This is a genomic window from Novosphingobium album (ex Hu et al. 2023) (genome assembly GCF_022832385.1).
Classification (GTDB): domain Bacteria; phylum Pseudomonadota; class Alphaproteobacteria; order Sphingomonadales; family Sphingomonadaceae; genus Novosphingobium; species Novosphingobium album.
This window is the reverse complement of the sequence record NZ_JALHLE010000032.1, coordinates 1-18,375: the sequence shown is the minus strand read 5'-3', so window position 1 is coordinate 18,375 and position 18,375 is coordinate 1. Positions and strand designations below refer to the sequence as shown.

Here is an 18,375-nt window from a genome sequence, read left to right as displayed (position 1 = left end):
ACCGATGCCGAAAGGCTCAGTCGACGATAGCAACCATGTGCGGCAGCTTGGCGATGGCACCGCGCACTTCGGCGGTGTCTTCCAGCTCCACGACGCGGTGCATCTTGCCGAGGCCCAGACCGATGAGGATCTTCTTCTGGCTCTCGGGGCGACGGATCGGCGAACCGATCTGCTTGATCTTGATCTTGGCCATGGTCGATTACTCCACGATAGCTTCGGCGGCGGCCTCGGCCTCCACCTCGCTGGCGCCACCGCGGCCGAGAAGGTCAGCGACTTTCTTGCCACGGCGCTGGGCCACCGACTTCGGCGAAGTCTGGCTGGTCAGCGCGTCGAACGTAGCGCGGATCATGTTGTACGGGTTCGAGGTGCCGACCGACTTGGTCACGACGTCAGCGACGCCCAGGCTCTCGAACACGGCGCGCATCGGACCGCCGGCGATGATGCCGGTACCGGCAGGAGCCGTGCGGACGTTGACACGGCCCGCACCGAAGTGGCCCTTGCCGTCATGATGGAGGGTGCGGCCCTCCTTCAGTGCGACGCGGATCATCTTCTTCTTTGCCGAAGCGGTCGCCTTGGTGATCGCCTCGGGCACTTCGCGAGCCTTGGCGTGACCGAAGCCGACGCGGCCCTTGCCGTCACCGACGACGACCAGAGCGGCGAAACCGAAGCGCTTGCCGCCCTTCACGGTCTTCGAGACGCGGTTGATGTGAACGAGCTTTTCGATCAGCTCTTCACCCTGCTCCTCGTCGTCACGGCGGCCACGGCGGTCGCCGCGATCGCCACGGCCACGCCCGCCACGCTCACCGCGTTCGCCACGGCCACGGCGGCCACGGCCGCCTTCGTTGGCTTCGGCCTGGGGCGCTTCAGCCGCGACCGGCTGTTCGATGGTGTTTTCGTCTGCCATGATCAGAACTCCAGCCCGCCTTCACGGGCGGCTTCGGCCAGCGCCTTGACGCGGCCATGGAACAGGAAACCGCCGCGATCGAACACGACAGAAGTGACGCCCGCCTTCTTGGCAGCCTCGGCGAGCTCCTTGCCCACGCGAGTGGCGGAGTCGACATCGGTGCCCTTGCCACCAAGCGTATTGGCGGCGGCAACGGTGCGGCCCTGCGCATCGTCGATGATCTGCGCGTAGATGTGACGGCCGGTGCGGTGCACCGACAGACGCGGACGGTCGCCCGAACGGGCGCGAAGAGCGGTACGGACGCGCCGGCGGCGGCGTTCGAAAAGGGAAAGCTTTGCCATTACTTCTTCTTCCCTTCCTTGCGGAAGATGAACTCGCCGCGGTACTTGATACCCTTGCCCTTGTAGGGTTCGGGCTTGCGCCAGCGGCGGATCTCGGCCGCGAGCTGGCCGACCTTCTGCTTGTCGATACCGGAGATCTCGACCGTGGTGTTATCCGGGGTCTTGATCTCGATGCCTTCAGGCACGTCGATGTCCACGTCGTGCGAGTAGCCGAGCTGCAGCTTCAGGGTCTTGCCCTGAGCGGCCGCACGGTAACCGACGCCCTTGATCTCGAGGACCTTGGTGTAACCCTGGGTCACGCCTTCGATCAGGTTCGAGACAAGCGTGCGCTGCATGCCCCAGTGGCTGCGGGCAGCCTTGGTCTGGTTCACCGGCTGCACGGCGATCGAAGCTTCCTCGACCGAGTAGGTCACGAGGTCCGAAAGGCCCATTGTCAGGGTGCCCTTGGGCCCCTTCACCGAGAGGACGCCGTTGTCGATCGCGGCGGTAACACCGCCCGGGATCGCAACCGGCTTCTTACCAATGCGGCTCATCAGAATACCTCCGCGAGCACTTCGCCGCCGACGTTCTGCAGACGAGCTTCCGCGTCGGAAAGCACGCCCTTCGGCGTCGAGACGATGGTGATGCCAAGGCCGTTGCGCACCACCGGAAGTTCCTTCGAACCCGAGTAGACGCGGCGGCCCGGCTTGGAGACGCGCTGCACGTGCTTGATCGCGGGCTCGCCTTCGAAATACTTCAGCTCGATGCGCAGCTGCGGGTGAGCGCCGGTGGCATCTTCGCTGTAGCCACGAATGTAGCCTTCGCGCTGGAGCACTTCGAGCACGCGGGCACGAAGCTTGGAGGCCGGCGACAGGACGGAGTCCTTCTTCGCGCGCTGGCCGTTGCGGATGCGGGTGAGCATATCACCCAGAGGATCGGTCATAGCCATCTTCGTCTATTCCCTTACCAGCTCGACTTGGTCACGCCAGGGATCATGCCCTTATTGGCAAGATCACGCAGCTCGACGCGGCACAGGCCGAACTTGCGGTAGTAACCGCGCGGACGACCGGTCGTGGCGCAACGGTTGCGAACCCGGGTCGGGTTGCCGTTGCGGGGGATCTCGGCCAGCTTGAGGCGGGCAATGAGGCGCTCGGTTTCGTCGAGCGATTCATCGTCAGCGATCGCCTTGAGGCGCGCGTACTTGCCTGCATACTTCTTGACGAGCTTCTTACGACGCTCGTTCTTGTTCACGGAACTCAGTTTCGCCATGGACTTAAGCTCTCTTTCTCAGCGGCTCACGCCGCTTCCTTCTGTTCCGACTCTTCAGCCGGGAACGGGAAACCGAAAAGACGCAGCAGTTCGCGCGCTTCCTCGTCGGTCTTGGCGGTGGTGGTGACGATGATGTCCATGCCACGCACCTTCTCGATCTTGTCGTAGCTGATCTCCGGGAAGATGATCTGCTCCTTGAGACCCATCGCATAGTTGCCGCGTCCGTCGAACGACTTCGCGTTCAGGCCACGGAAGTCGCGGATGCGAGGCATCGCGATCGTGATGAGGCGATCGAGGAATTCATACATACGCTCGCGGCGCAGCGTCACCTTGCAGCCGATCGGCATGCCTTCACGCAGCTTGAACTGCGCAATCGACTTGCGGGCCTTGGTGATCACCGGCTTCTGGCCAGCGATGGCTTCCATCTCGGCAGCAGCGGTCTGGACCTTCTTCTTGTCCTGGCTCGCTTCGCCCACGCCCATGTTGAGCGTGATCTTCTCGATCTTGGGCACCTGCATCGGGTTGGAATAACCGAACTTCTCGGTCATAGCCTTGACGATTTCGGCGTCGTACTTGGTACGAAGGCGCGGAGTGTACTTGTCAGCCATCGATGGTCTCCCCGGACTTCACGGCCACACGGACCTTCTTGCCGTCCTTGACTTCGAAGCGAACGCGGGTCGGCTTGCCGTCCTTGTCGGCAACCGCGACCTTGCTGATCGCCATCGGAGCCGGCGTACGCTCGATGCCACCCTGCGGGTTCATCTGCGTCGGCTTGCGATGCTTGGTGGCGACGTTCACGCCCTCGACCACGACCTTGCCATCCTTGGGAAGGACCTGGAGGACGGTTCCGGTGCGGCCCTTGTCCTTGCCGGACAGGACGACGACCGAGTCACCCTTCTTGATCTTGGCAGCACCCATCACAGCACCTCCGGAGCAAGCGAGATGATCTTCATGAAGCCGCGGCCGCGCAGTTCGCGGACGACGGGGCCAAAGATACGAGTGCCGATCGGCTCCTCGTTCTTGTTCACGAGAACAGCAGCGTTGCTGTCAAAACGGATTACGCTGCCATCGGGGCGGCGCACGTCCTTCTTGGTGCGCACGATCACCGCACGGTGAACGTCGCCCTTCTTGACGCGAGCGCGCGGCTGCGCCTCCTTGACCGACACCACGATGATGTCGCCGACGCCTGCGAAACGACGCTTAGAGCCACCCAGCACCTTGATGCACTGGACGCGCTTTGCGCCGCTGTTATCCGCGACGTCGAGATTGGATTGCATCTGGATCATCGATCCGGTTCCTTCTCAACTGGCTTGCCGGAACCAGTCCGGCAGTTCCAAAAAAACGTCTTAGTTGGCGGCCTCGACGTCGAGGTTCGCCTCTACCGCGGTACCCTTGCTCGCCGCCAGGCGATCGAGCACCTTCCACGTCTTGGTCTTGGAGATCGGCTTGGTCTCCTCGATCCGGACGCGCTCACCGGTACGGTAGGCATTGTCCTCGTCGTGGGCGGCGTACTTCTTCGAGCGGCGGATGATCTTCCCGTAGAGGGGGTGCTTCACCTTGCGCTCGACGAGCACGGTCACGGTCTTGTCGGTCTTGTCGGAAACGACGGTCCCGATCAGAATACGCTTGGGCATCGTGTTTCCTCCTTACGCCTTCGCCGCCGAACGCTCAGCCTGGAGCGTCTTGATGCGGGCGATGTCGCGACGGACTTCCTTGATGCGTGCCGGAGCCTCGAGCTGGCTCGTGGCGGCCTGGAAACGCAGGTTGAACTGCTCGCGCTTGAGGTCGGCGAGATCAGCGGTCAGCTGGTCGTCGGTCTTGGCGCGAAGGTCTTCGATCTTGGCGGCCATGATTAACCCTCCAGGTGCGAGGTGTCGCCGAGACGGGCAACGACCTTGGTCTTGATCGGCAGCTTCATCGCAGCGCGGCTGAACGCCTCTGCAGCGAGCGGGCCGGCAACGCCGTCCAGCTCGAACAGGATGCGGCCGGGCTTCACACGGGCAGCCCAGTATTCCACCGAACCCTTGCCCTTACCCTGACGGACTTCGGCAGGCTTCTTCGAAACCGGCACGTCCGGAAAGACGCGGATCCAGAGACGGCCCTGGCGCTTGATGTGACGCGTGATCGCGCGGCGGGCCGCTTCGATCTGGCGGGCGGTGATCCGCTCGGGCTCGAGGGCCTTGAGGCCGTAGGAGCCGAAGTTCAGGTCGGTGCCACCCTTGGCGTCGCCCTTGATCCGGCCCTTGAAGGCCTTGCGGAACTTGGTCTTTTTCGGTTGCAGCATGGTGCTTACTCTATCCTATGCCTCAGCGCGCCGGGCGGACGCCGGAGGTCTGAGCCTCCATCATCAGCCGGTCCTGCGCCGTCGGGTCGTGGCCGAGGATCTCACCCTTGAAGACCCACACCTTGATGCCGATGATGCCATAGGCGGTCAGCGCCTCGGCTTCGGCATAGTCGATGTTCGCACGCAGCGTGTGCAGAGGCACGCGGCCTTCGCGGTACTGCTCGACGCGGGCGATTTCCGCACCGCCGAGACGGCCTCCGCACATGATCTTGATGCCTTCGGCACCCAGACGCATCGCGGACTGCATCGCGCGCTTCATCGCCCGGCGGAACGCCACGCGGCGAACCAGCTGGTCGGCGATGCCCTGAGCGATCAGCTTGGCGTCGATTTCCGGCTTGCGGATCTCGACGATGTTCAGCTTCACTTCGCTCGAAGTCATCGTAGCGAGCTGCTTGCGCAGCTTCTCGATGTCGGCGCCCTTCTTGCCGATGATGACACCCGGACGGGCGGCATAGATCGACACGCGGCACAGCTTGGCGGGACGCTCGATCACCACCTTCGAGATCGCGGCCTGCGGCAGCGTGTCGATGATGAACTTGCGGATCTTGAGGTCTTCCTCAAGCAGCTTGCCGTAGTCCCGGCCTTCCGCGAACCAGCGGCTGTCCCAGGTACGGTTGATCTGCAGGCGCAGACCGATCGGATTGCTCTTGTGACCCATGGATCAGGCCTCCTCGACTTCGCGAACGACGATCCGCAGCCGCGAGAAGGGCTTCAGGATCCGGGTGGACTTGCCGCGGCCACGAGCGTGGAAACGCTTCATGGTGATCGACTTGCCGACCGACGCCTCGGCGACGACAAGCGCGTCGACGTCGAGGTTGTGGTTGTTCTCGGCATTGGCGATCGCCGATGCGAGAATCTTGCGCGCTTCCACAGCCATGGCCTTCTTCGAAAAGGCCAGGATGTTCATCGCGTCCTCGGCCTTCTTGCCGCGGATCAGACCGGCGACGAGATTGAGCTTCTGGGCGGAACCACGGATGGTGGTGCCGACCGCAAGAGCTTCCTTCTCGCCGACGCGGCGGGGTGCTGCCTGCTTGCTCATTAGCGCTTGCCCTTCTTGTCGGCAGCGTGGCCGGGGAACGAGCGCGTGGGCGCGAATTCACCGAGCTTGTGGCCGACCATGTCCTCGTTGACCGAGACCGGGATGAACTTGTGCCCGTTGTAGACGTTGAACGTCAGACCAACGAACTGCGGAAGGATGGTGGAGCGACGCGACCAGGTCTTGATCGGGCCAGCCTTGGTGCCGGCATCCTGCGCAACCTCGGCCTTCTTGAGAAGGTACAGGTCAACGAAGGGGCCTTTCCAGACGGAACGTGCCATCGTGTCTTACCTCTTCTTCTTGGCGTGGCGCGAACGGATGATCATCTTGTCCGTCTGCTTGTTGTTGCGAGTACGGGCACCCTTGGTCGGCTTGCCCCACGGGGTAACCGGGTGACGACCGCCCGAAGTGCGGCCTTCACCACCACCGTGCGGGTGATCGACCGGGTTCTTGGCGACACCGCGCGTCAGCGGGCGTCGGCCCATCCAACGCTTGCGGCCGGCCTTCGCCAGGGTCTGGTTCTGGTTGTCGGGGTTCGAAACCGCGCCAACCGTGCCCATGCAGTCGCCACGCAGGTAGCGCTGCTCGCCCGAGTTCAGGCGGACGATGACCATGCCGCGGTCACGGCCTACGACCTGCACATAGGTGCCTGCCGAGCGGGCGATCTGACCACCCTTGCCGGGCTTCATCTCGACGTTGTGGCAGATCGTGCCGACCGGCATCTGCGACAGGAGCATCGCGTTGCCCGGCTTCACGTCGGTCTTTTCGCCGGCGATGACAACGTCACCTTCGGCCAGACGCTGCGGCGCAATGATGTAGGCCAGCTCCCCGTCGGTGTACTTCACCAGAGCGATGAAAGCCGTGCGGTTCGGGTCGTACTCGATCCGCTCGACAGTGGCTTCCATGTCCCACTTGCGACGCTTGAAGTCGATGAAGCGGTACTTCTGCTTGTGACCACCGGCGATGCCGCGTGAGGTGACATGGCCCTTGTTGTTGCGGCCACCAGTCTTGGTCTTACCTTCGGTAAGCGCCTTGACCGGCTTGCCCTTCCACAGCGCCGACTTGTCGACGAGGACCAGGCCACGACGGGCGGGGCTGGTCGGATTGTAGTTCTTAAGTGCCATGGTGCCTTAACCCCGCACGCCTTCGGTGACGTCAATCGACTGGCCTTCGGCCAGCGTGACGATCGCCTTTTTCACGTCGCTGCGGCGGTATGCTTTACCGCGCCAGCGCTTGGTCTTGCCCTTGGTGACCAGGGTGTTGACGCCGGTAACCGTGACGCCGAACAGCGCCTCGACGGCCGCCTTGATCTCGGGCTTGGTTGCCTTGTCAGCCACCTTGAAAACGACGGCGTTGTTCTCGGAGAGCAGCGTCGACTTTTCAGTGATGTGGGGGGCAAGGATCACGTCGAAGTGACGGATATCCACTTCCTTGGTCTTAGCCATTGAAACGCGCCTCCAGCTTTTCGACCGCGGCGCGCGTCAGCACCAGCGTATCATGCTTCAGGATGTCATAGACGTTGGCGCCCATGGCAGGCAGCACGTTGACGCCGACGATGTTGCGGGCGGCACGGGCAAAGTTGTCGTTCACCGCTTCGCCGTCGATCACCAGCACCTTCTTGCCGAAGTTCGCCTTGGCGAGCTGGCCAGCGAGCGCCTTGGTCTTGCCGTCGACGTCGAGCGAGTCGACAATGACGAGACCGTTCTGGGCCTTGGCGGAAAGAGCCATCTTGAGGCCGAGAGCGCGAACCTTCTTGTTCAGCGAGACGTTGAACTCGCGGCGGCGTGCACCGTGAGCCTTACCACCGCCGATGAACACCGGAGCCGCACGGTCACCGTGACGAGCCGTGCCGCCGCCCTTCTGGCGACCCCACTTCTTGCCGGTGCGCGCGACGTCCGAACGCTCGCGGGTAGCACGGGCGATGCCGCGGCGGTTCTCGAGCTGCCAGGTGACAACGCGATGCAGGATGTCTGCGCGCGGCTCGAGGCCGAACACGTCATCCGACAGCTCGATGTCGCCCTTGCCGGCCGAACCGTCGATATTGAGGACCTGTACCTTCACGACTTAGCCCTCCTGGCCTTCGGTCGCTTCGACAGCCGCGGTATCTTCCGCCGGGGTGTCGGCAGCAGCCGAGTCATTGCTGTTGGCGGCCGTCTTCAGGCCGGCGGGATAGGGAGCCTCGGCGTGACGGGCGACCTTGACGGCGTCCGAAACCGTGAGCCAGGCATTCTTCGCACCGGGAACCGAGCCCTTGACGAAGATTAGGCCGCGCTCGTCATCAACGCGGACGACTTCGAGGTTCTGCTGGGTGCGCTGACGGTCGCCCATGTGGCCCGCCATCTTCTTGTTCTTGAAGACCTTGCCCGGATCCTGGCGGTTACCGGTCGAACCGTGCGCACGGTGCGAGATCGAAACACCGTGGGTGGCGCGCATACCGCCGAAGCCCCAGCGCTTCATGGCGCCCTGAAAGCCCTTACCCTGGGTGTGGCCGCCCACGTCAACGAGCTGGCCGGGAACGAAGTGCGAAGCCGCAATCGTCGCACCAACTTCGAGGAGGGCGTCATCCGCGACGCGGAATTCCGCAACGCGCATCTTGAGGGGAACTTCAGCCTTGGCGAAGTGTTCACGCTGCGGCTTGGCAACGTTCTTCTGCTTGGCTTCACCAGCACCGAGCTGAACCGCGACGTAACCGTCACGATCGGCGGTGCGGACCGAAACCACCTGGCAATCTTCCAGGGCCAGAACGGTAACCGGCACGTGCCGTCCGTCTTCCTGGAACAGTCGGGTCATCCCGACCTTCTTGGCGATCACGCCGGTACGCATGACCTTTACTCCTTACAGAGGCCTGCCCGGGCCCATCCCGAACAGGCGTGTCCAGCCCAATTTGTGATGCATGCCCCGTCCGGGCTGGGTGCTCCCTGCAAGCCCTGCAACAGGACCGCGGAAGCGAGACGGGGGACGCATTCCCGGCACAAACCCGAAGGCAAGACCGGAGGTATCCCTTGTGTCCTCCCTCGGTTTCCCTTGGAGGCTCTGTCTCTGCGGGTTTCTCCCCGCAAAGCCGGCCGCAAAGGCCGACAAGGATGTCTGGAACCCGAGAGTTCCGAATTTCGCCCGATCGTTTAAGGTCCGATCGAAAAGACCCTGGGGCCGCCGGGAGGCAGCCCCTTCAACCGGCTCAGGCCAGTTTGATCTCGACGTTCACGCCAGCGGCGAGGTCAAGCTTCATCAGCGCGTCGACAGTGGCCGCATTGGGCTGCACGATGTCGAGCAGGCGCTTGTAGGTGCGAACCTCGAACTGCTCACGCGACTTCTTGTCGATGTGAGGACCACGGTTCACGGTGAATTTCTCGATCTTGGTCGGCAGCGGAATGGGGCCCCGAATGAGCGCGCCGGTGCGGCGGGCGGTGTCAGCGATTTCGCCAGTTGCCTGGTCGAGTACGCGATGGTCAAACGCCTTGAGGCGAATGCGGATGTTCTGAGCTTCCATTACCTACTACCGATGAGAAAGAGCCAAGGAGCCGAAGCCCCAAACAAATTCGAAGCGCGCCCCTACACCGCGTTCCGGATTCGCGCAAGACCTGATTGCGGGAAATATTTCGGAATTCTGCGGGGTCCCGAAGCCGCCAGCGCCACACGCAAGGAAATGATTCAGAAGCACAGGGCAGCGCACGATTCTGAAGACCCGGTACTGCATGACGCGCACCTGTGGACCTGCCTACCTCCGGTACCATGCGAACTGAGGCGCTTACCTCTGCTTCTTCTTGCCAAGCGCTGCGTTGAAATCCGGATCCTTATTCGCGACCCACCCCAGAAACTTCTCGATCCTCGGGTCAAGCCGCAGGAGATCGGCGTCCAGTCCGTAGCGCTGCAATTCCGAGTTTGTGAAAGTGGTTATCAGCATGTTCTGGCAGATCGGGTGCATCGGCACAGTGTCGCGCCCTCCCCGGCTCTTGGGAACCGGATGGTGCCAGATCACCGTCTCGCCGCAGGGCCGGCCGCATAGCCAGCAATCGGGCGGCGGCGGGGCCTCAGGCGCGTCCTCGTCGTCGAAGATGTCCTCGCGCGGGCCATGCTTGGAATACTTACGTGCCATGGCACCAGCCCTAACCGTGGACAGCACCGGACGCCAGCCCCTTCCCTCCGGGTCCACCGCCGCCTATGTTGCGCGGGCGACACCACACTGACGCGATTTCCCCCATGCCCTCATTCAAGACGCTATCCGGCGCCACCGCCGCTATCGCCCTTGCCGTCGTAGTGGCGAGCCCCGCCACTTCGGCCGATCCGTCCTACCCCTTCCTCGACAAGGCCGTGCCGATCGACCTCGACCCCGGCTATCCCGAAGGCGGCATCCCGGCCGATGACATTTCCGATGACGGAACTCCCGTCTTGACCGCCCATATCACCATTCCCGAACGTGAAGACGAAGCCTGCCGCGCCGCCGCCAATCAGAGCAATGGCGGCAATGCCGGCACGATCGTCGCATGCTCGCATGGCGGCAGCGGAACCAGCCAGCGCGTTCCTCCTGCCAAGTCCATCGACGAAAACACGCGCAACGGCACGCTCCATCCACCGGACGTCAGCGGACTGCCGGGATGCCTGGGGCCCTGTATCACGATCCGGTTCGGACGCGTACCGCCACCGGTCTACTACATCGACCTCAGCGCCATTCCCGAGCCCCCCGAAGGCTCAGATGCGTGGAAGATCAGCAAGGGACTGCTGCGCGCGCCCTGAAGCGCGCGCAGCACATGCCCCGCACCATGGCACAACGAAAAAGCCCGGCCTCCTTGCGGAGACCGGGCCTTTAACTCGATTATCCGAGGATCAGCGAATTACTTCGTGATCTTCGCGACAACGCCCGAGCCGACGGTGCGGCCGCCTTCGCGGATAGCGAAGCGGAGGCCTTCGTCCATGGCGATCGGGGCGATCAGCTTGACCGACAGGGCAACGTTGTCGCCCGGCATGACCATCTCGGTGCCCTCGGGGAGGATCACTTCACCGGTCACGTCGGTGGTGCGGAAGTAGAACTGCGGGCGGTAGTTGGCGAAGAACGGCGTGTGACGGCCACCTTCGTCCTTCGACAGCACGTAGACTTCTGCGTCAAACTCGGTGTGCGGGGTAACGGTGCCCGGCTTGGCGAGAACCTGACCACGCTCTACGTCGTCGCGCTTCAGACCACGGACCAGCGCGCCGATGTTGTCGCCGGCTTCACCCTGATCGAGCAGCTTGCGGAACATTTCGACGCCGGTGACGGTGGTCTTCTGGGTGTCGCGGATACCGACGACTTCGACTTCTTCACCAACCTTGATGATGCCGGTTTCGACACGGCCGGTCACAACCGTACCACGGCCCGAGATCGAAAACACGTCTTCGACCGGCATCAGGAACGGCTTGTCGGTCGGACGCGGCGGCTGCGGGATGTACTCGTCGACAGCGTTCATCAGTTCGATGATCGAGTTCTTGCCGATTTCGTCGTCGCGGCCTTCGAGAGCGGCCAGAGCCGAACCCTTGACGATCGGAATATCGTCGCCCGGGAATTCGTACGACGACAGCAGTTCGCGAACTTCGAGTTCGACGAGCTCGAGAAGCTCTTCGTCGTCGACCTGGTCGACCTTGTTCATGTACACGACCAGAGCCGGCACGCCGACCTGACGAGCGAGCAGGATGTGCTCGCGGGTCTGCGGCATCGGGCCGTCAGCAGCGTTCACCACGAGGATGGCGCCGTCCATCTGGGCCGCACCGGTGATCATGTTCTTCACATAGTCGGCGTGACCCGGGCAGTCGACGTGCGCGTAGTGACGGGCAGCGGTTTCGTACTCGACGTGCGCGGTCGAGATGGTGATGCCGCGCTCACGTTCTTCCGGAGCCTTGTCGATGTTGGCGAAGTCGACCGCTTCACCGCCGTTGACTTCGGCCATGACCTTGGTGATGGCAGCCGTCAGGGTCGTCTTACCGTGGTCGACGTGACCGATGGTGCCGATATTGCAGTGCGGCTTGTTCCGCTCGAATTTTGCCTTCGCCATTGCTCAAACCTTCTTTCGTACTGAAATTGAATCTGCGGGAAATAAGGCAGCGCCCGCTGAATCAGGCGCCGCCCCTAGAACCATTCTTGCCCTCAGGCAAGCTTCTCCTTCACTTCGGCCGCGACGTTTGCCGGGACCTCGTCGTAGTGGGAGAAGAACATCGAGTAGTTGGCCCGGCCCTGGGTGAACGAGCGCAGCTGGTTCACGTAGCCGAACATGTTTGCCAGCGGCACGTGGGCTTCGACGACCTGGGCGTTGCCGCGGCTGTCGGTGCCCTGGATCTGGCCGCGGCGGCTGTTCATGTCACCGATGACGTCGCCGAGGTATTCCTCGGGAGTGACGACTTCGACCTTCATGATCGGCTCGAGCAGCTTGATGCCGGCCTTCTGGGCGACTTCACGCATACAACCGCGACCGGCGATTTCGAAGGCCAGAGCCGACGAGTCGACGTCGTGGTAGGCACCGTCGTAGAGAACGATGTCGAAGTCGATGATGGGGAAGCCCACGAGCGAACCGGTCTCGGCCGTTTCGCGCATGCCCTTCTCGATGGCGGGGATGTATTCCTTCGGAATGTTACCGCCCTTGACTTCGTCGGTGAAGGTGATGCCCGAACCGCGCTCGCCGGGCGTGACCTTGACCTTCACGCGGCCAAACTGGCCGGTACCGCCCGACTGCTTCTTGTGGGTATAGTCCACGTCCACAGCCTTCGCGAGGTATTCGCGATAGGCCACCTGCGGCGCGCCGACGTTGGCCTCGACCTTGAACTCGCGACGCATGCGGTCGACGATGATGTCGAGGTGAAGTTCGCCCATGCCCTTGATAATGGTCTGGCCGGACTCGTGGTCGGTCGACACGCGGAAGCTGGGGTCCTCGGCCGAGAGACGGTTGAGCGCAACGCCCATCTTCTCCTGGTCGGCCTTGGTCTTGGGTTCCACCGACAGTTCGATAACCGGCTCGGGGAATTCCATGCGTTCGAGCACGATCGGCGCCCGTTCCGCACAGAGCGTATCGCCCGTCGTGGTTTCCTTCATGCCGGCCAGCGCAACGATGTCGCCCGCATACGCTTCATCGATGTCCTTACGCTCGTTGGCGTGCATCTCGAGGATACGGCCGACCTTTTCCTTCTTGCCCTTCACCGAGTTCAGGTACGAGCCCTTCGAGAGCGTGCCCGAGTAGATGCGGCAGAAGGTGAGCGAGCCGACGAACGGGTCGTTCATGACCTTGAACGCGAGAGCCGAGAACGGCGCATCGTCCTTGGGCGGACGGCTGTCCTTCTCGTCGCTGTCGACCTTGACGCCCTGGACGTCGGGGATGTCGAGCGGCGAAGGCAGGTAGTCGACGACGGCGTCGAGCAGCGGCTGCACGCCCTTGTTCTTGAAGGCCGAACCGCAGCAAACCGGCACGAAGGCATGCGCCAGCGTACCCTTGCGGATCAGCTTCTTCAGCGTCGCGACGTCGGGCTCTGTGCCTTCGAGGTAGGCTTCCATGACATCGTCGTCCTGCTCGACGGCGAGTTCAATCAGCTGGCTGCGGTACAGCTCGGCTTCGTCGGCCATGTCGGCCGGGATTTCTTCATAGAAGAACTCGGCGCCCAGCGACTCGTCCTTCCAGATGATCGCGCGGTTGTGCACGAGGTCGACCAGACCCTTGAGGTCGGATTCGATGCCGATAGGCAGGTACAGCACGGCCGGGGTGGCACCGAGGCGGTCGATGATCGACTGCACGCAGTACTTGAAGTCGGCGCCGGTGCGGTCGAGCTTGTTGATGAAGCACATGCGGGGAACGCCATACTTGTCGGCCTGGCGCCACACGGTTTCGGACTGCGGCTCAACGCCGGCAACGCCGTCGAAGCACGCGACCGCACCGTCGAGCACGCGCAGCGAGCGTTCGACTTCGATGGTGAAGTCCACGTGGCCCGGGGTGTCGATGATGTTGATGCGGTATTCGTCGCCCTGGCCGCTGTCTGCCTTCCAGAAGCAGGTGGTGGCCGCCGAGGTGATGGTGATGCCGCGTTCCTGCTCCTGCTCCATCCAGTCCATGGTGGCGGCGCCGTCGTGCACTTCGCCGATCTTGTAGGACTTGCCGGTGTAGTAGAGGATTCGCTCGGTCGTGGTGGTCTTGCCGGCGTCGATGTGCGCCATGATACCGATGTTGCGGTACATATCCAGCGTATGGCTGCGGGCCATGGTGAAAATCCTTAGCAGGAGTTTGGGAGGAACTGGGGCTCAGATAAGCCCCTGCCCCCTGAATTGAAAGTGTGACGCCCGCATGACGTGCATGAAGGGCGCCACGAAGCGTCTTACCAGCGGTAGTGCGAGAAGGCGCGGTTGGCGTCCGCCATGCGGTGCGTGTCTTCGCGCTTCTTCACGGCGTTGCCGCGGTTGTTGGCCGCATCGAGCAGCTCGCCCGAGAGACGCGCCGACATGGTGGTCTCGGGACGGTTGCGCGCAGCGGTGATCAGCCAGCGGATGGCGAGCGCCTGGGCACGCTCCGGACGGACTTCGACCGGAACCTGGTAGGTCGCACCGCCGACGCGGCGGCTGCGGACCTCGATCTGCGGCTTCACGTTGTTCAGGGCATCGTGGAACAGCTGGACCGGATCGGCCTTGGCGCGGGTTTCCATGGTATCGAGCGCACCGTAGACGATGGACTCGGCAACCGACTTCTTGCCGTCGAGCATGAGGTTGTTCATGAACTTCGACAGGACCTGATCACCGAACTTCGGATCAGGCAGGATTTCCCGCTTCTCGGGACGACGACGACGTGACATCTTTGTAATTCCTTCGGAATGGTCTGCGGCTCCGGCCCGCTCCTCCACCCGGCCTCCCAGAGGATACCCATGTCAGGGTGTCCGGATGGGGAAGCGGGCCGGAGCCGGCCAGCGACGGATGAACCTTACTTCGGACGCTTGGCGCCGTACTTCGAGCGGGACTGCTTGCGGTCCTTGACGCCCTGCGTGTCGAGCACGCCGCGCAGGATGTGGTAGCGCACGCCGGGAAGGTCGCGCACACGGCCGCCGCGGATGAGCACGACCGAGTGCTCCTGCAGGTTGTGGCCTTCACCCGGGATGTACGAGATGACTTCGCGGCTGTTGGTCAGACGGACCTTGGCGACCTTGCGGAGAGCCGAGTTCGGCTTCTTCGGGGTCGTGGTGTAGACGCGGGTGCAGACGCCGCGCTTCTGCGGGTTCTGCTCCATCGCCGGGACCTTGCTCTTGGCCTTCTGCGGCTCGCGGCCCTTGCGGACCAGCTGGTTGATAGTGGGCATCTATACTCTTCTTTCAAAATGGAGTGCGATGGATCCGGCCCGTACCGTGGGGCGAAACCGCAAGCCACGGGACGGACCCGTCGCACCCCGGGTCATGCGGGCCCGGCGCGTTTCGAAAAAGGAAGAGTGAGAGGTTCACGCATTCCGGTGAAGGCTTATCCCGTCATCCCGGCAATTACCGGGATCGCGGTAGGCATGACGCCCGCTTCACCTGCGTGAGCCGAAAACACTCCACCCGGCTTCGATGCCACCGGATTACTTTGCCACCGCCGTTTCCGGAAGCAGCCCTGCCCGAATCGGAACGGCTGCCCGCTGAGCCCCCGCCCTGCCCCAAGGCAAGGAAAAGGCCCGGAAATGCTGACATGGCAATGTTCAGCTCTATGTCTGTTCCTGCGAGCAAGCCCGCAGAAGATGGGCGCCCTTAGGCGATTGGGGAGATGAGGTCAAGGATAGGCCCACAACAGGCTGGAGTTGCGACTGAGGTTACGTGAACACGAGCGAGGCCAGCAGAACGGCTTCAGTGGGCCGTGAACTGACCGGCAGGTTTGGGGCAACCAACTCTGGATAGCCGCCATTCCCGGACAGAGCACCACAGTGTCCGCCGCCGACCTTCTCGGTCGCTCAGCCTCCAATTCACTTATCCGGGGTGTGGACTGGCCGGTTGGACGTTCTGAATGAGCAAGACTGGCCAGTTACAGACAGCCTTCGGCATTGAAACGCTTGGTGTCAGACCTGATTTGCCAGCAGTGCAACTAGGTGTGCGGCCGGAACAAACACAACTTGTGCAAGCATTGTTCCTGCAAGTCGGCTGAAACTGATCCACACGATCGTGCGGCGGAACAGGGTCTCGCTGATGCGCCCTTCGACAACATCATCAGTCATGACCGAAAGCTGCGGATCGATCAGCGCAAAAAGCAGGATCGTGGCCACGCCATTGATCACCGATGACAACTGCGACGCGGTTACACGGAATTGCGGGTTGAGATAGCCCGCGTAAAGCGATGCCAGAACACCAACGGTGATCAGCGCCTGCGCCAGACAGTTGGCCGTAAGCACGCCCCAGCCTACACCGCGCTCTCTCGCCAGGTCGCGAAAGTGATTCAGGCGCGGTGTACGCACCGACGAGCGGATCGCGTGAAGCCCCTCTGGCGAAGCCGCACGCAAGACCAGCCGTGCGGTAGAGCGGTGCACCTGAAAATAGCCGATCGCACGGGCAAACAGGCGTTGCCCCGTAGGGACCAGCGCAATGCCCAGTGCCACTGCCAGTGTCGCAGCCATCAACACCATGCGAAAATCATGGAGCAATGCTTCACCGCCGCCCATGGCGATCCGCGCCTCAATCCTTTTGGCGAGGAACGGACCCAGGAAACTGTTCGAAGTGCGGCTCACCAGCACCAGGATGTTGAACAGCGCGAAGCTCATCGCGATGCGGCGCGTGCGCACACCTGCTATCCGTGCCGCGTAGGCCAGCGTGCCTATCAGGTTGATGCCCGCTGTCAGCAGGCAGATCACGAAAAGTTGAGTGTCCATGGCCTCGAATCAACACGGCCGCACAACGGCGCGATTAGCGCTTAGGGCTGTTCCTTATGTCTGGCGATGTGGAAACATGGTGATGCGCAGCATTGAGCTTATCGCTTGTCAGAGCTTTCACGAACAACTGCCATGACGACAGTGCCAGAACAACGGCAAGCAGCGGCTGAAGCAATTTATCCGAGGCGCGCACCGAAAGCAGGCTGCCCAGAATTACACCGGGAATAGAGCCAATCAACAGGTTGGTCAGCAGCAGTCCATCGACGTCTCCGATCAGCCAGTGACCAGTTCCCGCGATCAGCGCCAGCGGCACCGCGTGGGCTATGTCCGATCCGACGATTTTTACCATCCGCAGACGCGGGTAGAGCAAGAGCAGAGCCGTAACTCCGATCGCCCCGGCACCCACCGAGGAGACCGTCACAGCAATACCGATCGCCGCGCCCAGCACTACCGTGCCACCAATGACTTTGGCTGGAGGATCGAGCGGCTCGAGCCCATGCGCGAAGCCAGCCAACCGCCTGCGCATAAGTGTTATCAATGCGGTCAAAGCCAACATCACCGCCAGCGTCAGAAGTATCACTTTTTCGCCATGCTGGCCGATCCGCCCAAACTGGGCAAGTAAAGCCAAAGTCAGCAAAGCGGCGGGAATGCTCCCCGAAGCCAGGCGCCGGACAATTTGCCAATCAACCGTCGCACGCCACCCATGAACAGCCGAGCCGGTGATCTTGGTAATCGCCGCATAGAGCAGATCGGTGCCAACTGCCGTTTGCGGGCTCACCCCGAACAGCAGGACAAGAAGCGGTGTCATCAGCGAGCCGCCTCCCACACCAGTTAAACCTACGAGCATTCCAACAAGCAGCCCGGCAAGCGCGTGGAGGAGATCAAGGTGCTGGATCATCGGATGAGTACGCTTTCAATCAAGGCCGGTTGGCGCTCGGGCGAATCGATGGAAGATATGGGCAACGCAGAGATGTCAGGTCAGGCTCAGTCCGATACAATCAATCAAATTGGTAGACAATTAAGGTTTTTGTTTGCCTGCCTGAATCTCTGCTATCGTGAGCCGCCCCGGGGCCCGGCGACGTTGGCATTGTCGCCTAAAGGAAGCGCCTCGCAATCATGTTGAGTCGTCCTTAACCTCCCCGTTGCGTTCGCGCGCAATCCGACACCAAACCGCTGATTAATTACGTAGCCAGCCGCCATGGGACTAGGGGCAGCATTGCCGGAGACTGCGGGCGGTACGCTTGCTGACGCGCGGTGTCTGGAATCGACGCTGTGGCGCTTCCAACCGACATTCCGCAAAGGTCCCGTCCGCAACAGATGCCTAGGCTCGGGGAACGGCGAGTCTTAGGAAAGTCTCGTGGGCAATGGAACGACTGGCTTGGGCGCATGGCCGACATCCCCCTTTTTCGTTCGAATTTGTCCGCGTGCCCCAAGCGTACCGACAAACCATTTTCCTACACATCCCCGCCCGGTGTACATAGTCCCGCCATGAGGGGCACGACTTCCAACACCGTGTGGAGCCCGCTGCCTTATGCCGATCTACGACTACGAACCGCTCTCGCCGCTGCGGCGGGCCGGGCTGATCCGCCTGTCTCCCCAAGATCCTCCCCAGGCTCGTCCTGGGGAGGGGGACCATCGCGCAGCGATGGTGGAGGGGGATGGCGCGGGCGTTGAGGAGGTTC

Annotated in this window: 28 protein-coding genes; 1 reads left to right on the top strand and 27 read right to left on the bottom strand. The window is 62.5% G+C overall.

What is annotated here, in order from left to right; all coding sequences use genetic code 11:
• Positions 1-16 precede the first annotated feature (16 nt).
• From rpmD to MTR64_RS17315, 21 genes are all read right to left on the bottom strand, one after another.
• Positions 17-193, bottom strand: a complete 177-nt coding sequence (gene rpmD / locus MTR64_RS17415; RefSeq protein WP_103099210.1) for a 50S ribosomal protein L30 — start codon at positions 191-193, stop codon at positions 17-19.
• A gap of 6 nt (positions 194-199) precedes the next feature.
• Complete coding sequence (gene rpsE / locus MTR64_RS17410) at positions 200-904, bottom strand: 30S ribosomal protein S5 (protein ID WP_243995780.1); 705 nt, start codon at positions 902-904, stop codon at positions 200-202.
• A gap of 2 nt (positions 905-906) precedes the next feature.
• Complete coding sequence (gene rplR / locus MTR64_RS17405) at positions 907-1,245, bottom strand: 50S ribosomal protein L18 (protein ID WP_243995779.1); 339 nt, start codon at positions 1,243-1,245, stop codon at positions 907-909.
• Positions 1,245-1,778, bottom strand: a complete 534-nt coding sequence (gene rplF, locus MTR64_RS17400) for a 50S ribosomal protein L6 (RefSeq protein WP_243995778.1) — start codon at positions 1,776-1,778, stop codon at positions 1,245-1,247. Before rplF ends, rplR begins: the two co-directional genes overlap by 1 nt.
• Positions 1,778-2,173, bottom strand: a complete 396-nt coding sequence (rpsH, locus tag MTR64_RS17395) for a 30S ribosomal protein S8 (RefSeq protein ID WP_243995777.1) — start codon at positions 2,171-2,173, stop codon at positions 1,778-1,780. The genes rplF and rpsH overlap by 1 nt, the downstream gene beginning before the upstream one ends.
• Positions 2,174-2,187: 14 nt before the next feature.
• The gene (gene rpsN, locus MTR64_RS17390; RefSeq protein ID WP_207094711.1) at positions 2,188-2,493 is read right to left on the bottom strand and encodes a 30S ribosomal protein S14; all 306 of its coding nucleotides are present in this window, start codon (positions 2,491-2,493) and stop codon (positions 2,188-2,190) included.
• A 26-nt stretch (positions 2,494-2,519) separates the two neighbouring features.
• A complete protein-coding gene (gene rplE, locus MTR64_RS17385; RefSeq protein WP_243995776.1) occupies positions 2,520-3,101 on the bottom strand; it encodes a 50S ribosomal protein L5 in 582 nt (193 codons plus the stop codon).
• Positions 3,094-3,411, bottom strand: a complete 318-nt coding sequence (gene rplX / locus MTR64_RS17380) for a 50S ribosomal protein L24 (protein ID WP_243995775.1) — start codon at positions 3,409-3,411, stop codon at positions 3,094-3,096. The genes rplE and rplX overlap by 8 nt, the downstream gene beginning before the upstream one ends.
• Positions 3,411-3,779, bottom strand: a complete 369-nt coding sequence (rplN, locus tag MTR64_RS17375) for a 50S ribosomal protein L14 (RefSeq protein ID WP_067735999.1) — start codon at positions 3,777-3,779, stop codon at positions 3,411-3,413. The genes rplX and rplN overlap by 1 nt, the downstream gene beginning before the upstream one ends.
• A 60-nt stretch (positions 3,780-3,839) precedes the next feature.
• Complete coding sequence (rpsQ, locus tag MTR64_RS17370) at positions 3,840-4,127, bottom strand: 30S ribosomal protein S17 (protein ID WP_243995774.1); 288 nt, start codon at positions 4,125-4,127, stop codon at positions 3,840-3,842.
• Between the two features lie 12 nt (positions 4,128-4,139).
• Positions 4,140-4,343, bottom strand: coding sequence for a 50S ribosomal protein L29 (rpmC, locus tag MTR64_RS17365; protein ID WP_243995773.1), 204 nt, complete (start codon positions 4,341-4,343; stop codon positions 4,140-4,142).
• A gap of 2 nt (positions 4,344-4,345) precedes the next feature.
• Entirely contained in the window at positions 4,346-4,777 is a 432-nt protein-coding gene (rplP, locus tag MTR64_RS17360; protein WP_067735993.1) for a 50S ribosomal protein L16, read from the bottom strand.
• Between the two features lie 22 nt (positions 4,778-4,799).
• Entirely contained in the window at positions 4,800-5,495 is a 696-nt protein-coding gene (gene rpsC, locus MTR64_RS17355) for a 30S ribosomal protein S3 (RefSeq protein WP_243995772.1), read from the bottom strand.
• Between the two features lie 3 nt (positions 5,496-5,498).
• Positions 5,499-5,876, bottom strand: coding sequence for a 50S ribosomal protein L22 (rplV, locus tag MTR64_RS17350; protein WP_243995771.1), 378 nt, complete (start codon positions 5,874-5,876; stop codon positions 5,499-5,501).
• A complete protein-coding gene (gene rpsS / locus MTR64_RS17345) occupies positions 5,876-6,154 on the bottom strand; it encodes a 30S ribosomal protein S19 (RefSeq protein WP_067735985.1) in 279 nt (92 codons plus the stop codon). Before rpsS ends, rplV begins: the two co-directional genes overlap by 1 nt.
• A 6-nt stretch (positions 6,155-6,160) precedes the next feature.
• Positions 6,161-6,997 (bottom strand): 50S ribosomal protein L2, encoded by an 837-nt coding sequence (rplB, locus tag MTR64_RS17340; RefSeq protein ID WP_243995770.1) that lies wholly within the window; start codon positions 6,995-6,997, stop codon positions 6,161-6,163.
• Positions 6,998-7,003: 6 nt separating this feature from the next.
• A complete protein-coding gene (locus MTR64_RS17335; RefSeq protein WP_243995769.1) occupies positions 7,004-7,318 on the bottom strand; it encodes a 50S ribosomal protein L23 in 315 nt (104 codons plus the stop codon).
• Positions 7,311-7,934 (bottom strand): 50S ribosomal protein L4, encoded by a 624-nt coding sequence (rplD, locus tag MTR64_RS17330; RefSeq protein ID WP_243995768.1) that lies wholly within the window; start codon positions 7,932-7,934, stop codon positions 7,311-7,313. Before rplD ends, MTR64_RS17335 begins: the two co-directional genes overlap by 8 nt.
• Before the next feature lie 3 nt (positions 7,935-7,937).
• Positions 7,938-8,696, bottom strand: coding sequence for a 50S ribosomal protein L3 (gene rplC, locus MTR64_RS17325; RefSeq protein ID WP_243995767.1), 759 nt, complete (start codon positions 8,694-8,696; stop codon positions 7,938-7,940).
• 355 nt (positions 8,697-9,051) lie between these two features.
• On the bottom strand, positions 9,052-9,363 hold the full coding sequence (gene rpsJ / locus MTR64_RS17320; protein ID WP_007011873.1) for a 30S ribosomal protein S10: 312 nt from the start codon (positions 9,361-9,363) through the stop codon (positions 9,052-9,054).
• A gap of 258 nt (positions 9,364-9,621) precedes the next feature.
• Positions 9,622-9,969 carry a hypothetical protein gene (locus MTR64_RS17315; RefSeq protein ID WP_243995766.1) on the bottom strand — a complete coding sequence of 116 codons (348 nt, stop codon included), beginning with the start codon at positions 9,967-9,969 and terminating at the stop codon, positions 9,622-9,624.
• A gap of 104 nt (positions 9,970-10,073) precedes the next feature.
• Between MTR64_RS17315 and MTR64_RS17310 the strand changes: the two genes are divergently transcribed.
• Entirely contained in the window at positions 10,074-10,607 is a 534-nt protein-coding gene (locus MTR64_RS17310; protein WP_243995765.1) for a hypothetical protein, read from the top strand.
• A gap of 98 nt (positions 10,608-10,705) precedes the next feature.
• On the opposite strand, the gene tuf is transcribed toward MTR64_RS17310, so the two are convergent.
• From tuf to MTR64_RS17280, 6 genes are all read right to left on the bottom strand, one after another.
• Complete coding sequence (tuf, locus tag MTR64_RS17305; RefSeq protein ID WP_243995764.1) at positions 10,706-11,896, bottom strand: elongation factor Tu; 1,191 nt, start codon at positions 11,894-11,896, stop codon at positions 10,706-10,708.
• Positions 11,897-11,988: 92 nt separating this feature from the next.
• On the bottom strand, positions 11,989-14,082 hold the full coding sequence (gene fusA / locus MTR64_RS17300; RefSeq protein WP_243995763.1) for an elongation factor G: 2,094 nt from the start codon (positions 14,080-14,082) through the stop codon (positions 11,989-11,991).
• Positions 14,083-14,195: 113 nt separating this feature from the next.
• Positions 14,196-14,666: a 30S ribosomal protein S7 gene (rpsG, locus tag MTR64_RS17295; RefSeq protein WP_243995762.1), complete on the bottom strand. Its 471-nt coding sequence runs from the start codon at positions 14,664-14,666 to the stop codon at positions 14,196-14,198.
• Positions 14,667-14,791: 125 nt separating this feature from the next.
• A complete protein-coding gene (rpsL, locus tag MTR64_RS17290) occupies positions 14,792-15,163 on the bottom strand; it encodes a 30S ribosomal protein S12 (RefSeq protein ID WP_007011879.1) in 372 nt (123 codons plus the stop codon).
• A 726-nt stretch (positions 15,164-15,889) separates the two neighbouring features.
• The gene (locus tag MTR64_RS17285) at positions 15,890-16,693 is read right to left on the bottom strand and encodes a lipid II flippase Amj family protein (RefSeq protein ID WP_243995761.1); all 804 of its coding nucleotides are present in this window, start codon (positions 16,691-16,693) and stop codon (positions 15,890-15,892) included.
• A gap of 34 nt (positions 16,694-16,727) precedes the next feature.
• Positions 16,728-17,591 (bottom strand): sulfite exporter TauE/SafE family protein, encoded by an 864-nt coding sequence (locus tag MTR64_RS17280; RefSeq protein WP_243995760.1) that lies wholly within the window; start codon positions 17,589-17,591, stop codon positions 16,728-16,730.
• Positions 17,592-18,375: the final 784 nt, after the last annotated feature.